At 63.2% G+C, this 16,817-nt stretch carries 20 protein-coding genes; 7 read left to right on the forward strand and 13 right to left on the reverse strand.

Annotated features, from left to right (window positions below; all coding sequences use genetic code 11):
- Positions 1 to 82 precede the first annotated feature (82 nt).
- The 12 genes from NKH21_RS19875 to NKH21_RS19930 all read right to left on the reverse strand — a co-directional run bounded on the left by NKH21_RS19875 (position 83) and on the right by NKH21_RS19930 (position 9,466).
- Positions 83 to 1,159: a 5-(carboxyamino)imidazole ribonucleotide synthase gene (locus NKH21_RS19875; protein WP_352666242.1), complete on the reverse strand. Its 1,077-nt coding sequence runs from the start codon at positions 1,157 to 1,159 to the stop codon at positions 83 to 85.
- Complete coding sequence (gene purE, locus NKH21_RS19880; protein ID WP_292655714.1) at positions 1,156 to 1,653, reverse strand: 5-(carboxyamino)imidazole ribonucleotide mutase; 498 nt, start codon at positions 1,651 to 1,653, stop codon at positions 1,156 to 1,158. Before purE ends, NKH21_RS19875 begins: the two co-directional genes overlap by 4 nt.
- A 129-nt stretch (positions 1,654 to 1,782) precedes the next feature.
- Positions 1,783 to 2,616, reverse strand: coding sequence for an anti-sigma factor family protein (locus tag NKH21_RS19885; protein WP_352867059.1), 834 nt, complete (start codon positions 2,614 to 2,616; stop codon positions 1,783 to 1,785).
- Positions 2,613 to 3,173, reverse strand: coding sequence for a sigma-70 family RNA polymerase sigma factor (locus tag NKH21_RS19890; RefSeq protein WP_502903415.1), 561 nt, complete (start codon positions 3,171 to 3,173; stop codon positions 2,613 to 2,615). Before NKH21_RS19890 ends, NKH21_RS19885 begins: the two co-directional genes overlap by 4 nt.
- A 25-nt stretch (positions 3,174 to 3,198) precedes the next feature.
- On the reverse strand, positions 3,199 to 3,546 hold the full coding sequence (locus NKH21_RS19895; protein ID WP_352666245.1) for a cupredoxin domain-containing protein: 348 nt from the start codon (positions 3,544 to 3,546) through the stop codon (positions 3,199 to 3,201).
- 11 nt (positions 3,547 to 3,557) lie between these two features.
- A complete protein-coding gene (locus NKH21_RS19900) occupies positions 3,558 to 4,505 on the reverse strand; it encodes a metallophosphoesterase family protein (protein WP_352867062.1) in 948 nt (315 codons plus the stop codon).
- A 167-nt stretch (positions 4,506 to 4,672) separates the two neighbouring features.
- On the reverse strand, positions 4,673 to 5,878 hold the full coding sequence (locus tag NKH21_RS19905; protein ID WP_352666249.1) for an aminotransferase class V-fold PLP-dependent enzyme: 1,206 nt from the start codon (positions 5,876 to 5,878) through the stop codon (positions 4,673 to 4,675).
- Positions 5,879 to 5,904: 26 nt separating this feature from the next.
- A complete protein-coding gene (locus NKH21_RS19910; RefSeq protein ID WP_352666251.1) occupies positions 5,905 to 6,366 on the reverse strand; it encodes a RidA family protein in 462 nt (153 codons plus the stop codon).
- A gap of 34 nt (positions 6,367 to 6,400) precedes the next feature.
- A complete protein-coding gene (locus tag NKH21_RS19915) occupies positions 6,401 to 7,195 on the reverse strand; it encodes an amino acid ABC transporter ATP-binding protein (RefSeq protein ID WP_352867065.1) in 795 nt (264 codons plus the stop codon).
- A 4-nt stretch (positions 7,196 to 7,199) separates the two neighbouring features.
- Positions 7,200 to 7,850 carry an amino acid ABC transporter permease gene (locus tag NKH21_RS19920; protein WP_292655692.1) on the reverse strand — a complete coding sequence of 217 codons (651 nt, stop codon included), beginning with the start codon at positions 7,848 to 7,850 and terminating at the stop codon, positions 7,200 to 7,202.
- A 1-nt stretch (position 7,851) separates the two neighbouring features.
- Complete coding sequence (locus tag NKH21_RS19925; protein WP_352867068.1) at positions 7,852 to 8,517, reverse strand: amino acid ABC transporter permease; 666 nt, start codon at positions 8,515 to 8,517, stop codon at positions 7,852 to 7,854.
- Between the two features lie 67 nt (positions 8,518 to 8,584).
- Positions 8,585 to 9,466, reverse strand: coding sequence for a transporter substrate-binding protein (locus NKH21_RS19930; RefSeq protein WP_031212143.1), 882 nt, complete (start codon positions 9,464 to 9,466; stop codon positions 8,585 to 8,587).
- 128 nt (positions 9,467 to 9,594) lie between these two features.
- Here NKH21_RS19930 and NKH21_RS19935 point away from each other — a divergent pair, with 128 nt between their 5' ends.
- Positions 9,595 to 10,398, forward strand: a complete 804-nt coding sequence (locus NKH21_RS19935) for an IclR family transcriptional regulator (protein ID WP_352867071.1) — start codon at positions 9,595 to 9,597, stop codon at positions 10,396 to 10,398.
- 51 nt (positions 10,399 to 10,449) lie between these two features.
- On the opposite strand, the gene NKH21_RS19940 is transcribed toward NKH21_RS19935, so the two are convergent.
- Positions 10,450 to 10,653 carry a YdcH family protein gene (locus NKH21_RS19940; protein WP_023678480.1) on the reverse strand — a complete coding sequence of 68 codons (204 nt, stop codon included), beginning with the start codon at positions 10,651 to 10,653 and terminating at the stop codon, positions 10,450 to 10,452.
- 239 nt (positions 10,654 to 10,892) lie between these two features.
- Here NKH21_RS19940 and NKH21_RS19945 point away from each other — a divergent pair, with 239 nt between their 5' ends.
- From NKH21_RS19945 to NKH21_RS19970, 6 genes are all read left to right on the forward strand, one after another.
- The gene (locus NKH21_RS19945; protein WP_023678481.1) at positions 10,893 to 11,072 is read left to right on the forward strand and encodes a YdcH family protein; all 180 of its coding nucleotides are present in this window, start codon (positions 10,893 to 10,895) and stop codon (positions 11,070 to 11,072) included.
- Between the two features lie 200 nt (positions 11,073 to 11,272).
- The gene (gene ispG, locus NKH21_RS19950; protein ID WP_352867074.1) at positions 11,273 to 12,526 is read left to right on the forward strand and encodes a flavodoxin-dependent (E)-4-hydroxy-3-methylbut-2-enyl-diphosphate synthase; all 1,254 of its coding nucleotides are present in this window, start codon (positions 11,273 to 11,275) and stop codon (positions 12,524 to 12,526) included.
- Positions 12,527 to 12,530: 4 nt separating this feature from the next.
- The gene (locus NKH21_RS19955; RefSeq protein ID WP_352666261.1) at positions 12,531 to 13,385 is read left to right on the forward strand and encodes a transglycosylase SLT domain-containing protein; all 855 of its coding nucleotides are present in this window, start codon (positions 12,531 to 12,533) and stop codon (positions 13,383 to 13,385) included.
- Positions 13,386 to 13,547: 162 nt separating this feature from the next.
- On the forward strand, positions 13,548 to 14,744 hold the full coding sequence (locus NKH21_RS19960; RefSeq protein ID WP_352867077.1) for a phosphoglycerate kinase: 1,197 nt from the start codon (positions 13,548 to 13,550) through the stop codon (positions 14,742 to 14,744).
- Positions 14,745 to 14,884: 140 nt separating this feature from the next.
- A complete protein-coding gene (locus tag NKH21_RS19965) occupies positions 14,885 to 15,910 on the forward strand; it encodes a class I fructose-bisphosphate aldolase (RefSeq protein ID WP_352666264.1) in 1,026 nt (341 codons plus the stop codon).
- 151 nt (positions 15,911 to 16,061) lie between these two features.
- Complete coding sequence (locus NKH21_RS19970; protein WP_352666266.1) at positions 16,062 to 16,799, forward strand: DUF899 domain-containing protein; 738 nt, start codon at positions 16,062 to 16,064, stop codon at positions 16,797 to 16,799.
- The last annotated feature ends 18 nt before the right edge of the window (positions 16,800 to 16,817 follow it).

Genomic DNA, 16,817 nt, shown 5'->3' on the forward strand with positions numbered 1-16,817 from the left:
CGCTCCCATGCAGAACCTGGCCCATAGTGCATCCTTTGATTCGGACGACAATGATGAACCATCAAAGCCTGGGATCAAACATCTAGCTGCGGCGGCTCACGCGCGTAAAATGGCCCATCTTGCGGCCGGGCCGCGCCTCGGCCTTGCCATAGAGGTGCAGCATAAGATCGGGCTCGGCGAGCAGCTCAGGAACGCGCTGGACATCGTCGCCGATCAGGTTTTCCATGACGCAGTCGAACTGCCGGGCGGGATTTCCCAGCGGCAGGCCGGCGACGGCGCGGATGTGCTGCTCGAATTGCGAGATGGTGCAGGCGCCCTCCGTCCAGTGGCCGGAATTGTGGACGCGCGGCGCTATCTCGTTGGCCAGCAGCGAACCGTCGGCAAGGACAAAGAATTCGACGCCGATGACGCCGACATAGTCGAGCGCGGCAAGAATCTCTGCCGCCGCCGTTTGAGCCGCAGCCGCCGTCTCGGATTTTACTCCGGCCGGCAGCGTCGAGCTGTGGAGAATACCGTTGCGATGGACATTCCAGGCCGGATCGTAGGCGGCGAGCGAGCCGTCGATGCCGCGCGCGGCGATCACTGAAATCTCGCGCTCGAAGGTGACGAAGGATTCCAGGATCAGCGGCACGTTGCCCATCGCCTCGCAGGTGCCGGCAAAGCCGCCTGTTTCCATGTTGCGGAAGACACGCTGGCCCTTGCCGTCATAGCCCATGCGGCGCGTCTTCAATATGCCGCTGCCGTTGAACTTTTTCAGCGCAGCCGTCAGTTCCTCGTCATTGTCGACGGGGCTGAAATCCGCGGTCGGTATGCCGATGCCGTTGAGGAATTTCTTTTCCGCCAGCCGGTCCTGCGCTACTTCCAGTGCGCGTGCCGGCGGGTAGACCGGCACCGTAGAGGCAAGTGCCGCGGCGGCCGCGACCGGTACGTTCTCGAATTCATAAGTAACGACCGCACTGGCCGCAGCCAACTCGCCAAGCGCGGCCGCGTCGTCATAGGCGGCGACGATCTGCCGGTTGGCGACCTGTGCCGCCGGACAATCCGGCTGCGGCTCCAGCACGACGATGCGGTAGCCGAGGCGGGCGGCGGCCATCGCCAGCATGCGGCCAAGCTGGCCGCCGCCGATGATGCCGATGCTCGATCCCGCCGGCAGGCTCACGGCGCGTCCGTGGGCTCGGCCGCCACCTTGGCGGTCTGTGCGGCACGCCAGCTATCCAGCCGGGCGGCAAGCTTTTCGTCGCTCAGCGCCAGCACCGCGGCGGCCAGAAGGGCGGCGTTGGCAGCGCCGGCCTTGCCGATGGCCAAAGTGCCGACCGGAATGCCGGCCGGCATCTGCACGATGGAAAGCAGCGAGTCCTGGCCGGACAGCGTCTTGGATTCCACCGGCACGCCGAACACCGGCAGCGGCGTCATCGCCGCCGTCATGCCGGGCAGATGCGCCGCACCGCCGGCGCCGGCGATGATCACCTTGTAGCCGGCCGCCTTGGCGCCCTTGGCGAAGTCATAGAGCCGGTCGGGCGTGCGGTGGGCCGAGACGATCAGCCGCTTGTGCGGAATTCCAAGCGCCTCAAGCGTTTCGGCGGCGTGGCGCATCGTCGCCCAGTCGGACTGGCTGCCCATGATGATGGCGACGTCGGCGCGTTGATCGTTCAAGCTTCTGCTCCCCGGCGACAAAGGCGCGCATTAGCGGAATTCGTCGGGAGCCGCAAGGATGGCCAGAAAGGGAAAGCCGCTTGTGCCGTTTCGGTCGCTACGCAAATGGCTAACGGGCGGCGGCGGTGGTCATCGGGCGGCCGCTGCTCGGAAGCGGTTGACGAAGTCGTCAAGTTCAGGGCGTTCGGTATCGGAAATCGCCCAGTAGGAAAAGGCACTGTCGCTCCAGTGGACCAGCGAGAAGCCACCGGCAGAAAGATCGACAGGTCCGGTTGTCGAGCCGCTTTCCTCAGGCGCGGCGACGAGGGTGATCAGGTGCTCGCGGTGCCGGTAGACCAGTGCCGGCACTGGCTGGTCGGCGATCACCTCGACCCGGCCGCCGAGCAATGCGAAGCCGTCATTGGCAAGATCAGGTGCCGGCGGCGACAGGCCGACCCTGCCATCCAGCCAGGGTTTGACCGTGTGCCGGTCCGACGAGATGACGTCCACCGGGCTCGCGGCCAGCAGGCTGCGACGGTGGCCGCTGGCGACCGCGGCGGCAAAGCTGTCGGGCGCCCTGCCCAGCATCATCCATTGCGTCGCGCCGCTGGCCAGCACGGCGGTAACGATGATCGACGCCGCCAGCGCGCGCCAGTCGAACGCGCCAAATCGGTGCACCGACCTGTGCGCCGGTGACCGTCGAGCGGCGGGCGCCGGCGCCGACAGCACTTTCGCCGTACCGGCTGTCCCGATTGCAGCGATGCGAGCCTTGAAATCCTCGCGGACATCGGGCCTCGGCAGCCCGCCGACAACGGTCTGCAGCGCAATGATGCGGGCATGCTTGGCGGCGAGCGCCGGATCGGCGGCAATGCGTCGCTCGACGGCCAATGCTGCTGCTGCGTCGAGCTCGCCATCGACCAAGGCATGGATCATCAGCTCCATGCCCGCCGGATCATCCGGCAGTCCATCGTTGTGCGCGCTCATGGCGCCCTCCCAAGTTGGGATATCAGCAGGCCGCGCGCCCTCGCCAGCCGCGACATCACCGTGCCTAGCGGGACGCCAAGCAGCGTCGCGATCTCGCGATAGCTGAGGCCGTTGATGTCGCGCAGCACCACGGTCTCGCGAAATTGGTGCGGCAGCGCGGCGATCGCCGCCTCGAGTGCCGCCGTGTCGGCCCGGGCGATCAGGCTTGCCTCAGGACTATCCGTGTCCGGCAGGCCGGCGCCATATGCAGCCGTCATGTCATCGAGGTCGGTCAGGTCGCCGACGGCGACGATACTGCGCGGCCGGTTGCGCGCCAGCCAGGAGTAAGAGGCGTTGCGCACGATCGCCAGCAACCAGGCGCGGGCATTGCCGCCGGCATAGCCGGCGATGCCCGCATGCGCCTTCAAACAGGCCTCCTGCACCACATCCTCGGCGTCGGCGGCGTTGCCGGTCAGCCAGCGGGCAAGCGCAAGCGCATCCGCGAGATGGGGCAGAACCACCTCGCGAAAGCGCTCGGCCGCGGCCTCTTGGTTCAACACCGTCGCATCGCCCGGCATCCCGGGCAGAACCTTCCGAACATCCTCACGGAGCGACGGTGATCCTGCCCTGCATGTGCGGGTGAAGCCCGCAGAAATAGGCATAGTCGCCCACTTTGTTGAAGGTGAAGGCATATGTGTCACCGGTGTCAAGCGCCTTGGAGCGAAATGAGGCATCGTTGGCGACCACCAGATGCGGGATATCGTCGTCATTCTCGAAGGTCACGGTAGTGCCCGGCTTGACCGTCAGCACCGCCGGTGTGAAGGCAAAGTTCTCGACCTTGACCATTGGCTGGTCTGCCGCGTTCAGTGGCATGGAAATCATTGTCAGGATTGCCGCCAAACCGAACATGACAGGCGATACGACCAAGAGGCGGGATGGAAAGCGGATCATCGCATTTCCCCTCAGGCCAGCGTGCTGTCGATGATGGCGAGGTCCTGCCCGCCTTGCTTGACCGTCACGCTGCTTGTGCCGAGCAGGCTGCGCAACTGGCCGGCAGGAACCGTCATCGGCCCGGGCGAGGCTGCGGTGCCCGGCGCCGGTTGCGGGAAAGCGGTCGAGCGCGCGGTATGGAAGGTAACGTTGCCTTCGACTTTCTGCATGATCTGGTGGATATGGCCGTTGAGTACGGTGACCGAGCCGAAGCGCTTGAGCAGGGCCAAGGCCTGCGCCGCGTCGTCGGTGCCCCAGCCCCATTCGGGATAAACAGCCCAGAGCGGGATGTGGGCAAAGACGACGATTGGCGTCGAGGCGCTGACCGCCTTCAGGTCATCAGCTAACCATGCCAACTGGTCGGTGCCGAGATTGCCGAGCCCGCCAGCCCTCAGGTTGACGACGTTGACCAGCCCGATGAAATGGACGCCGTTCTGGTCGAACGAATACCAGCCGGCGCCCTTGGTGCCCTTGCCGTAGCGGTCGAGATAGGCCTGCCCGTTGCCGTCATCAATCAGGTCGTGCTCACCGGGCACATAATGCACGTCGAAGCCTGCACCGCCGATGATCTGGGCAGCGTTGTCGAACTGCGCGGCTTTCGACAAATGGGTGATGTCGCCGGTGTGGATCATGAAAGCGGGCTTTTGCGGCAGCGCCTGGATCTTGCCGATGGCCTCCTTCAGCGTGTCGATGGCGTGCGGGTTGGCAGCCTTGTCGAAGCCGATGTGGCTGTCGGAGATCTGGAGGAAAGTGAAGCCGGTGGCCAAGGCCTCTGCGGCTTGCGCCGCGCCGAGCAGGCTGAGCGAAACCGGCACGCCGGCCGAAATCGTCCACAGCACTCCCGTGCCGGCCCAGATCATGCATTCCAGTGCATGACGGCGGCTGATGCCGTCAGCTTCATTGTCGTGGTTGTGGGTCATACCGGTCTCCTGCAACGCCGGAAATGGCGTCTGCTTGGGAGACCAATGGGCGGGGTGGTTTATTCCGCCCGACGACCAAAAAGGTCATTCACAGTGCCGTGATGGCGCACTGGCCCGATGCGAAGCCGGCGCTGGAAGGCACTGGCTCGACCACGCTCTGCCGATGTCTAGTCAGGCCAGCGCAACGCCCCGGCGGACTGTTTGCGAGCGGGTTTCATCGCATCCGCGGGCCGATCGGCAGTACTCAACACCGCCCGCAGGCGTTCGGCAACGATCTCCGCCTCGCCGGGATGGAGATTGCAGGGATCAAGGAAGAAGTGACCGCGCTCGACCTCGTGGTTGCGCACGATCACGGGCGGCGAACCCGCGGCAAGCGCTGACGCCAGCCCGGCGGCGGTGAAGCGACTTTCCGGCGCAACAAACACCTGCAGGCGGTCGAGAGGATTTCCGGTCGGATCTGGAATGATACGTGCCTCGATGCCAGGCAGGCCCTGCAATGCGGTTTGCCACAGATGCAGTGCGGCTTCTTCCCGCTGGCGAATGCCGGCATGGTCGCGCCGCTCCCAGGCTTCCAACGCCGCCATGGTGCCGGCAATGCTCTCCTTGCCCACCTTCATGGCGCGCGCAACGCCCCGGTTCTGGAGATAGGCGGCCCGCACCAGATCCTTGCGGCCGGCCACAATGCCGCTTGTCGGCCCTGAGAGAAATTTGTGCCCGCTGTAGACGACAATGTCGGCACCGCGCGCCAGAAAGCCGCGCAAATCATATTCCGAGGCGGCGTCGACGATCACCGGCACGCCCTTGGCGTGGCAAATCTCGCAGAACTCCTCGAGTGAGAGCATGCCGTATTGCACGGTGTGGTGCGCAACGACGTAGAGGGCTGCCGCCGTCCGATCCCGGATCGCCTCGGCAACATGATAATCCTGGGTGACGCTGACCGTGCCGGCAGGCACTGCCTTGGCTCCGGCAAGCCGGATCGACTGGTCGATCGGCGCGCCATAATTGACGATATGGCCAAGCTGGACGATGACCTCCGATTTGAGGCCCTCGGCATCGTCCGGCAGCCGCTCGATCGCAAGAAGGCTGGTTCCGGTCATCGCGCCTGCAATTGCCATCGTTATGCCGCTGGCACAGCATGCGGTGATAAAGCCGGCCTCGCCGCCGGTGAGGCGTGCAATCACCGTACTTGCGGCGCGCTGCAGATCGTCCATCTCGACCCATTGCGAGGCGATTTCCGACATTGCGGCAATCGCTTCCGGTACGATGATCGAAGCGCCGAGCGCCGTCATCGTGCCGGAAACATTGATGATCGGGCGAAGGCCAAGCCGTTCGCGAATTGTCGTGTTGGAACGGTCAGCGGCATAGGTCGTCATCTCTGCAGATCCTGTTTCGAATGCTTTCAGGCGGCGATCTCGACGACCGCCTCGATTTCAACTGTGATGTTGCCTGGCAGCGAGCCGACACCGATCGCCGAGCGGGCATGTCCGCCGATCTTATCAAAGACGGCGGCGAAAAGATCGGAACAGCCATTCACCACCTTGGGGTGCTCGCTGAATGTCGGCGTCGCATTGACAAAGCCAAGCAGCTTGACGACGCGCACGATGCGGCCGAGGTCGCCGGCCGCCGCATGCATGACAGCGAGCAGGTTCAGGCCGGTCAGACGGGCATGATCATAGGCCTCTTCAACGCTGACATCCTCGCCGACCTTGCCGGTGCAGAGCGCGCCATCGGCGCGCAACGGCCCCTGGCCGGAGAGGAAGATCAGCCGCCCGCTCTCGGCATAGGTGACGAAGTTGGCGATGGGCTTCGGCGGCTCGGGCAATGTCAGGCCCAATTCCGCGAGCCGGATGTAAGGCGTCATAAAAGCTCCTTGCGACAGCTTTCGCCGTCCGATGTCAAAAATGCGAGGCGCGAAACCGCGCCAGGAAGCTGCGAAGGCGTTCATTGTCGAACCCCGCCGCCAGAATCTCGGCGGGTGGTCCGACGGCGCTGACGCCGCCGTCCGCCATGAAAACGATGCGGCTCGATGCATCGCGCGCAAAAGCCATTTCATGCGTGACCATCAGCATGGTCATGCCGTCTTCGGCGAGGCTGCGCACGACCTCGAGCACCTCGCCAACCAGTTCGGGGTCGAGCGCCGAGGTGATCTCGTCGAGAAGCAATATCTTCGGCTCCATCGCCACGGCGCGGGCGATGCCGACGCGCTGCTGCTGGCCGCCGGAAAGCTCGGCCGGCAGGCTGTCGGCCTTGTGGGCGAGGCCGACGCGGCCGAGCCAGTGCTCGGCAATGGTTCGGGCCTCGGCATTGGTCTTGCCGCGCACCTTGCGCAGGCCAAGCATGATGTTGCCGGCCGCAGTCAGATGCGGAAACAGATTGAAGCTCTGGAACACCATTCCGGTCTCGGCTCGCATCGCCGCCAGGTCGCGCTCGCTGCGTCGCTGGCGTGCTCCCGTCTCGCGATAGCCGACCTCCTTGCCATCGATGCGGATCGAGCCGCTGTCGTAGCTCTCCAGGAAGTTGACGCAGCGCAGCAGCGTGGTCTTGCCGCTGCCGGAGGGGCCGATGACAGTCACCACCTCGCCGCGTGTCACCTTGAGGCTGACGGAGCGCAGGACCTCGACCGATCCGAAGGCTTTGGAAACCTCGGAGACATCGAGAAGCGCCGGATTTGCGGGCGAGGCGTTGGACATCTTGCTATTCCCGGATGAAGGAGAAACGCCGCTCCAGGCGCCGGCTGGCCAAGGAGAGGGCGTAGTTGACGGCGAAGTAGACGAGCGCGCCGAGGATGTAGAGCGGCATTGCCTCATAGGTGCGGCCGATGACCTGGTTGATCGCCTGCATGAGGTCGGTGATGCCGAGCAGCGAGACCAGCGCGCTACCCTTCACCGCGTCGGTGACGCCATTGATCCACGGTGGCAGGAAGCGCCTAAACGCCTGCGGAAAAATCACGTAGGCCAGCCGCTGGCGAAAGGTCAGTCCGATCGCCATCGCCGCCTCCGACTGACCCTTGGGAATCGAGCCGACGGCGCCCCTGAGATATTCGACGACTTGGGCGGTCTTGAACAGGGTGAGGGCGAGTACGGCCGCCCAAAAGGATTCCAGATGCAGCCCCACCGCCGGTAGGCCGTAGTAGACGAAGAAGATCAGCACCAGGATCGGAATGCCGCGTATGGTGTCGCTGAAGATGCGCACTGCCCAGCGCAGCGGAGCAGGACCATAGACAAGGCCGACGCCCATCAACACGCCGGCGATAAGCGATAACACCACGACCAGCAGCGACACCCACAAGGTTACGGCAAAGCCTTCGGCGAGGAACGGCAAGGCGTAGATGATCTGGCTCAGCATGTCAGCGCGCCGCCTTGAACCGGCGCTCGACCAGCCGCAGCGCGAAAAGCAGGGCGTAGCCGGTCAACAGGTACATCGCAGTCACCACCAGATAGACCTCGACAATGCGGAACGTATTGAAGTTGATCCACTGGGCGCCATAGGTGAGCTCGGGTACCGAGATGACCGACGCCACGGACGTGTCCTTGAAGAGCGATATGAATGTGTTGGAAAGCGCCGGCAGGGTTATGCGCAGCATCGTCGGCTGGCGCACATGGAGCAGCCTTTGCCATGGTGTCAGGCCGATTGCCTTGCCGGCGTCGAGCTGCCCGCGCGGCACCGCCTCGAGCCCCGAGCGAAACACCTCGACCAGGTAGGCGCCGCTGTAGAGCGACAGCGTGGCAATGAATGAAGTTTGCGCGCTGTAGGCAATGTCGACCACGGTCGGCAGACCGTAGAAGACAAGATAGACGAGCAGGATCAGCGGCACGTTGCGGATGAACTCGACATAGCCCGCGATGATGGTCCGCACAGCACGTCCGGCCGACACGTACCAGACCGCCAGAACGAGCCCGATGACGATGCCGATCGCGATCGAGATGACGGCCAGTTCGAGGCTTAGCAGCAGTCCGCCCCAGAGCTTGTCGAAATGCCGCCAGATCAGGTTGAAGTTGAGGATATAACCCATGCGTCCTCGTCATGGAGGGCTGTGATGAGAGAAGGCGGAAGGACGTTTGTCCTTCCGCCTGCTTGCATCAGATGACCGGGAAACCGGGATGGCGCGCCGGCGGCTCCTGTCCGAAATAATCCTTGAACGCAGCGTCATAGAGTGCCGTTTCATGGCCGAACATGGCGATAGTGAAGGTCTGGTTGACGAAGGTCAGCCAGTCGAGGTCGCCCTGCCGCAGCGCGGCACCATAAAGCATCGAGAACCAGCTCTTGCCGGCATCGAAGTACTTATCCGGATTGCGCGAGGCGAGCCAGCGCACCGTCGACAGATCGACCGCGGCGGCGTCGACGCGCTTCGATTCCAGTGCCTGCAGCACATTGGCCTGCGTGTCTATCTGCATCACCTGCGACTCCGGCAGGACGATATGCACGTTAGCCTCGGCATCGACGTTTTGCAGGATGGAAATCCGGGTCGCCGAACCGCCGGCGAGCAGCTTGTCGAAGGTCTTGTTTTCGGCGTTCGGAAGGGTCAGCAGGGCGATGCCTTCGACGTAGTAGGGCCTGGAGAAGTGGATCAGCTGCGAGCGCTGGGCGGTCATGGTCATGAACTGGATGGTGATGTCGACCTTGTTGGTGGTCACGTTCGGAATGCGCTGAGCCGGATCCTGCATGACGAATTCGACTTTGGTCGGGTCGTCGAAAAGCCCCTTGGCGAGAATGCGACCCATGGTGATGTCCATGCCCACCAGTTCGCCGGCGTCGTTCTCGAAATGCCAGGGCGCATTGGTACTGCCGGTGCCGACGATCACCTTGCCGCGTTCGAGGACGGTGCGCAGCAGGCTGTCGGGCGCTGCCTGGGCCGCCGCTTTCTGAACGTCGACCGCGGTGGCGGCGCTCATCACTCCGGCCGTTGCAAGCCCGGCCATTCCCAGTTTCAGAAATTCACGCCTTTTGGATGTGTCGTTCACGGCGACCTCCTTTCGTGTTGTGTTCCCCTTTGGACCAGCAGTACAGGCATCGGTTGCAACTGACGTCATTGTCCCTTACAAGAGACGCCTGTACTCTGTACAAGACAGATTAACATCAGGGATCGATAATGCAAGATGGCAATGCCTTGGCCGCTCGACCGGACGTCGGTCTGGACGAAGACAAGAACTCGGGCTCTCGGGAGAAGGGTCTCAACCGGGTCCTCCAGATCCTGGAGTTTCTCCACACGACCCAGCGTGCGATCGGCATTGGCGACCTTGCCAAGGGGGTAAACGCGCCGCGTTCGACGACTTATACGCTGGTGCGCTCGCTGGTCGACGCAGGCCTGCTGGAGATGGCCGGAGACGGCAATCGGGTCTATTTCGGAAAGAAGCTTTATCTCTACGGAATGGACTATGTGCGGGGCAACGACCTGCTCAGGCGAGGGCGCCAGGAAGTCGACCATCTGTCGCGCGAGACCGGCGAGACCTCGGAGCTGTGCATGCTGCAAAGCGGCCGTTACACCATCGTCCATTCAAGCCCGGGAACGAGGCCATTCCGGATCAGCTCGGCGACGGGTCTGCAAATACCGCTTCCCTGGACAGCGTCCGGCCGGCTGCTCCTCGCCGGGTTCGACAGGGCGGCGATCGAGGATATGGTTTCGGAAGACGATCTCGTACTGCCGGACGGCCGCAGGTTGAGGCTCGACGATTTCATAGCCGACATCGCCGTCGCCAAGTCGGCCGGCTACTGCGTCACCTCCGGCCTTGTCGATGCCTATACGAAATGCCTGGCCGCGCCGGTTTTTTCAGCGCCGGGCAGGGTCGAGGCGACGATGTGCCTGGTGGTTCCGATCGATACTTCGAGCGAAAAGACCGACGATCTGATAGCATTGTTGCGCGAGCGCGCCGCACGGCTTTCGATCGCGGCATAGCCGCTTTTCCAGCAGGCCGGCGCCGGCGTTCGTTCAAGCAATGGCGTTCGTTCAAGCAATAATGTCTGGAATGATCTTGTCTTCCAGCGCCATCAGCCTGTCCTTCAGGAAAAGCTTCTTTTTCTTCATGCGCTGGATCTGCAGCGGGTCGCAATTCATGGCGATCATCGCATTGATGGCCGCGTCGAAATCGGCGTGTTCCTGCTTCAGCCGGGAATATTCGAGGCGGATATCTGCCTGTTCCTGATCGGACATTTTTACCGTCTGCACGTCTGCGGCGCCCAAACTATGGGCCTGATTGGGCGGGACCGGGCTCTTCTTGCACCGGCGCGCAGCCCATACCACATTTCATATTGTCGTGGAATGCTACCACGCAGCATTCGACATCGGTGCTCGATGGTGGCACACTGTCATTATGCCGTCATAGAAGCGAGCCTGCGGTGGACGTGCCTTGGCGGCTGCAATCGAGGAAACCATGAAAGGGAGAACCAATCATGTCTCTTGCATCCCATCTTGATGAGCTGCAGCGGAAACACGGCGACATCGAACGGGAAATCGACGATGCGATGACCCATCCATCGGTAGACGACCTCGAAATCGTGAATCTCAAGCGGCGCAAGCTGGCGCTCAAGGACGAGATTGAAAAACTGAAGGCGAAACCGACGACGCACTGAAGCCCTTCCAGGACTAGCAGCGCCGCCCGGCGCGCGATCTTTCCGGTGGCATCGCTATGCTGCCGGAAACACTCGTGGATTTGCGGCAAGCTGCCGTCTTGTCATTTCCGATTTGCTGGGCCTGCGCGCCAGTCGCCATTGACAAGCCATCTTTGCTCCTCCACCTCATGCCCGGACCTTCAAGATTAAAGGCAGCCGGCATGACCGGATATTTTTCCTCACCCTTCCCACGCCGCAGGTCGGTCGGTGTCGATGTCGGCGGCGTGATGGTCGGCGGCAGCGCGCCGGTCGTCGTTCAGTCGATGACCAACACCGACACGGCCGATGTCGATCAGACGGTCGCACAGGTGGCGGCGCTGCATCGCGCCGGCTCCGAGATCGTGCGCATAACCGTCGATCGCGACGAAAGCGCTGCCGCCGTGCCGGCCATCCGCGAGCGGCTGGAACGGCTCGGCATCGACGTGCCGCTGGTCGGCGATTTCCATTATATCGGCCACAAGCTGCTGGCCGATCATCCGGCCTGCGCCGAAGCACTGGCCAAATACCGTATCAACCCCGGCAATGTCGGATTCAAGGACAAGAAAGACCGGCAGTTCGCGGCGATCGTCGAGATGGCGATCCGATACGACAAACCGGTGCGCATCGGCGTAAACTGGGGCTCGCTCGACCAGGAGCTGCTGACCCGGCTGATGGACGACAACCAGGCCCAGGGCTTTCCGCTGACCGCCCAGGAAGTGACGCGCGAGGCAATCGTGCAGTCGGCGATCCTGTCGGCCGAAATGGCTGAAGAGATCGGCCTTGCCCGTGAGAAAATCATCCTGTCGGCCAAGGTCAGCGGCGTGCAGGACCTGATCGCCGTCTACACCGAGCTTGCCACCCGTTCCGACCATGCGCTGCACCTCGGCCTGACGGAGGCGGGCATGGGCTCGAAAGGCATCGTCGCCTCGTCCGCGGCCATGGGCATCCTGCTCCAGCAAGGCATTGGCGACACCATCCGCATCTCGCTGACGCCGGAGCCGAACGGCGACCGCACGCGCGAGGTGCAGGTGTCGCAAGAACTGCTACAAACCATGGGCTTCCGGCAGTTCGTGCCGATCGTCGCCGCCTGCCCTGGCTGCGGCCGCACGACCTCGACCGTGTTCCAGGAGCTTGCCCAGAACATCCAGGCCGACCTGCGCAAGAACATGCCGGTGTGGCGCGAACAATATCCCGGCGTCGAGAACCTCAAGGTCGCGGTGATGGGTTGCATCGTCAACGGTCCGGGCGAATCCAAACATGCCGATATCGGCATTTCGTTGCCCGGCACCGGTGAGACGCCGACCGCCCCAGTGTTCGTCGACGGCAAGAAGGCGGCGACGCTGCGCGGCCCGTCGATCGCCGCCGATTTCGAGAAAATGGTTTCCGACTACATCGAACGGCGGTTTGGGCAACACGGCAAAGCCGCGGCGGAGTAGTTCGATGCGGCGTTTGCTTGGGGCGACGCTGGTTGTCATTTCCGGGCTGGGCTGGGCGACAGCCGTCCAGGCCGATCCGCCGCGGCCCGGCAAGCAGAAGCTGATCGATCGAGTTTGCGATCTTATCGAGACGCATGCCGACCAGAACGGCCTGCCCCGGGATTTCTTTGCCCGGCTGATCTGGAAGGAGAGCCGTTTCGATCCCAATGCGGTCAGCCCCGTCGGTGCGGAGGGTATCGCCCAATTCATGCCGGGCACCGCCAAGATGCGCGGGCTCGCCAATTCCTTCGACATCGAACAGGCGATCCCGGCCTCGGCAAAATACCTCGCCGAAATGAAATCCGGTTTCGGCAATCTCGGCCTCGCCGCCGCAGCCTACAATGCCGGCGAGAGCCGGGTGACGCGCTGGCTGAATTCCGGCGGCTTCTTGCCGATGGAGACCGAAAGCTACGTTCTGGACGTCATGGGCGAGCCGGCCGACAACTTCACCAATACCGCCTACGCCGGCGTCATCCGGCCGCTCGACAAGAAGGCGAGTTTCGCTGCCGCTTGCCGCGAACTGCCGGTGATCATGTCCAGAACCGTGCCGATGTCGTCGATCAACATCAAGCCGTGGGGTGTGCAGGTGGCCGGCAATTTCCGCCGCGCCGCGGCGCTCAATCAGTGGCTGAGAGTGAAAAGCCGGTTCCCGGCACTGCTTGCCGGCCACGATCCGGTGGTCAGCCGGGTACGTACCCCGATCGGCAGGCGCGGCATCTATGCCGTGCGGATCGGCGCCGATAGCAGAGCCAAGGCCGACACGATCTGCGACAAGCTGCAAAGCGTCGGCGGCGCCTGCATCGTGGTACGCAACCGGTAAAGCCATATGTCGGCGCGTTTTACGCCATTGCTGCCCATCTCGCTCCCCGTGGGCACTTCGTCCTCGACACGTGAATCATATTTTCGGTGAACCGTTAGGCAGGTCTTGCATCGTCGTCGATGCGGGGTAAGGTCCCCGCGATTTTTCGCGAAAGGGATCAGCATGGCCGGCTTCAAGACACTGGACGACGTCGGCAATATCAGCGGCAAGCGTGTGCTGGTGCGTGTCGACCTCAACGTTCCCGTCACCGAGGGCAAGGTCACCGACGCCACCCGCATCGAGCGCATTGCCCCGACCATCGCCGAGCTCTCCGGCAAGGGCGCCAAGGTCATCCTGCTTGCCCATTTCGGCCGGCCCAAGGATGGACCGACGCCGGAATTCTCACTCGAACCGATCGCCAAGGCGACGGCTGACGTGCTCGGCCGTCCGGTTGGCTTTGCCGCCGATTGCATCGGCGACATGGCGGCGAGCGCCGTCGCCGCCATGGACAGCGGCGACGTGCTACTGCTCGAGAACACCCGCTTCTACAAAGCGGAGGAGAAGAACGACCCGGCCTTCACCGAAAAGCTCGCCGCCAACGGCGACATTTTCGTCAACGACGCCTTCTCCGCTGCGCACCGCGCCCATTCGTCGACTGAAGGGCTGGCGCATGTGCTGCCGGCCTTCGCCGGCCGTACCATGCAGGCCGAGCTCGACGCGTTGGAAAAGGGGCTTGGCAATCCCGTCCGTCCGGTTGTCGCCATCGTCGGCGGGGCCAAGGTCTCGACCAAGATCGATCTGTTGATGAACCTGGTGAAGAAGGTCGACGCGCTGGTCATCGGCGGCGGCATGGCCAACACGTTTCTCGCGGCACGCGGCACCGACGTCGGGAAATCCTTGTGCGAGCATGATCTCGCGACCACCGCCAAGCAGATCATGATCGAGGCGGCCGAGGCCGGCTGCGCCATCATCCTGCCCGCCGACGGCGTTGTCGCCAGAGAGTTCAAGGCCGGCGCCGCTAGCGAGACCGTCGCCATAGCAGACGTGCCGGCCGACGGCATGATCCTGGATGTCGGTGCGAAAACCGTGAAAACCATTGCCGAATGGATCGACCGCGCCGCGACGCTGGTCTGGAACGGGCCGCTCGGCGCCTTCGAGATCGAGCCATTCGACCATGCGACGGTGGCGACGGCCAGGCACGCGGCAGCGCGCACCAAGGCCGGCACACTGGTCTCGGTCGCTGGCGGCGGCGACACGGTGGCGGCGCTCAACCATGCCGGCGTCAGCGATGATTTCACTTATGTCTCGACGGCCGGCGGCGCTTTCCTCGAATGGATGGAAGGCAAGCCCTTGCCCGGCGTCGACGTCTTGAAGCGCTGAGCGGAGCCGCAAGAGCAGTGCGAAGGAGTGCGCCCGCGACTTTCAATCGATTCGCGCTTGTTTGACGAAATGGTTCGACTTGAACCTGCGTTGCTCTGGTGGTCTGCTGGGCGCGGATCAATTCTTTCAGGAGAAGCATGATGAGCGAACGTCTCGAGGACATTGCCGCCGCGATGGTGGCCAATGGCAAGGGCCTGCTGGCTGCCGACGAGAGCTCCGGCACCATCAAGAAGCGCTTCGACGTCATCGGCGTCGAGTCGACCGCCGACAGCCGGCGCGACTATCGCGAGATGATGTTCCGTGCCAGCGATGCAATGACCAAGTACATTTCCGGCGTCATCCTCTATGACGAGACCATTCACCAGAAGGCCGCCGACGGCACACCGCTGGTCGACATCATCAAGGCATCAGGTGCTATCCCCGGCATCAAGGTCGACGCCGGCGCCAAGCCGCTGGCCGGCTTTCCCGGCGACACCATCACCGAAGGCCTGGACGGCCTGCGCGAACGCCTCGCCGACTATTACAAACTTGGCGCCCGCTTTGCCAAATGGCGCGCGGTAATCGACATCGATGTTGCCAAGGGCGTGCCTTCCGCCACCTCGATCGGCTCGAACGCCCATGCGCTCGCCCGTTACGCCGCGCTTTGCCAGGAAGCCGGCATCGTGCCGATCGTCGAGCCGGAGGTGCTGATGGACGGCGCTCATGACATCGACACTTGCTACGAGATCAGCAAGGCGACACTGACGAAGCTGTACACCGAGCTCTATGCGGCCCGCGTCGTGCTCGAAGGCACCATCCTGAAACCGAACATGGTCATTGCCGGCAAGAAGTCAGGCAAGGTCAGCAGCCCCGAGGAAGTCGCCGAAAAGACCATAAAGCTATTCCGCGAGACGGTGCCGGCCGCGATCGGAGGCATCGCCTTCCTGTCAGGCGGACAATCGGACGAGGAGGCGACCGCCAACCTCAATGCCATCAACGCTATCGGCCCGCATCCGTGGAAGCTGACCTTCTCCTACGGCCGCGCCTTGCAGGCCGCCCCGCAGAAGGCCTGGGGCGGCAAGGCGGCAAATGTCGCCGCCGCGCAGGCGGCCTTCGCCCATCGCGCCCACATGAACCATCTGGCAGCGCTTGGACAATGGCAGCCGACGCTTGAGCAAGCCGCCTGACCGAAAACATCTTGCGTTTCTCCCGACCAGGGCCACGTGCCCGGGTTTTGTTTGAAAAGCAGCAAGGGCTGCAATTTCTTGCAACTGAAATGCAGCTCGTTGTCGGCATTCCTCGCTGCCGAACGTCCTCCGTGAAAAGAGGAGCAGACCGATGCCAAACAACAAGACCGTTTCGCAGGAAGACTGGTTTCAGGCGCACAAGGCGCATCTGGCGCGCGAAAAGGAATTGACGCGCTTTCGCGATCGTGTCGCCGCCGAACGCCGCGAACTGCCATGGCTGAAGATCCGCAAGGACTACGTCTTCGAGACCGAGCAAGGGCCAAGGAAACTGCCCGACCTGTTTGGCGGCAACAGCCAGCTGATCGTCTACCATTTCATGTTCGCGCCGGGCGCCGATTATCGCTGCGAAGGCTGCTCATTCCTTGCCGATCATATCGACGGCGCCAACCAGCACCTCAGGCACCATGATGTCTCACTTGTCGTGGTAGCGCGGGCGCCCTTGGCCGAATTGCTGCCCTACAAGCAGCGCATGGGCTGGAAATTCGACTGGGTGTCGTCCTACGCCTCGGATTTCAACTTCGACATGCAGGTGTCATTCACCGACAAGCAGATCGCGACCGGCGACACGACATACAATTTCGAGCGGCGTGCGCGAAACTCGAAGGACCTTCCCGGCACCAGCGTGTTCTATCGCGACGAGAAAGGCGACATCTTCCTGACCTTCGTCTCGCGCTCCAGAGGCGGCGATCCGCTGATCGGCGCCTATCACTATCTCGACCTGACGCCGAAAGGCCGCAACGAAACTGGCCCGCATCATAGCCTCGTCGACTGGGTGCGGCTGCATGACGAGTACGAAGACCGATCCGGGACGCATGACGGCTGCCATTGAGGCGACAAGGGCGTCGCT

It is taken from the genome of Mesorhizobium sp. M1329 (genome assembly GCF_040318035.1).
Taxonomy (GTDB): domain Bacteria; phylum Pseudomonadota; class Alphaproteobacteria; order Rhizobiales; family Rhizobiaceae; genus Mesorhizobium.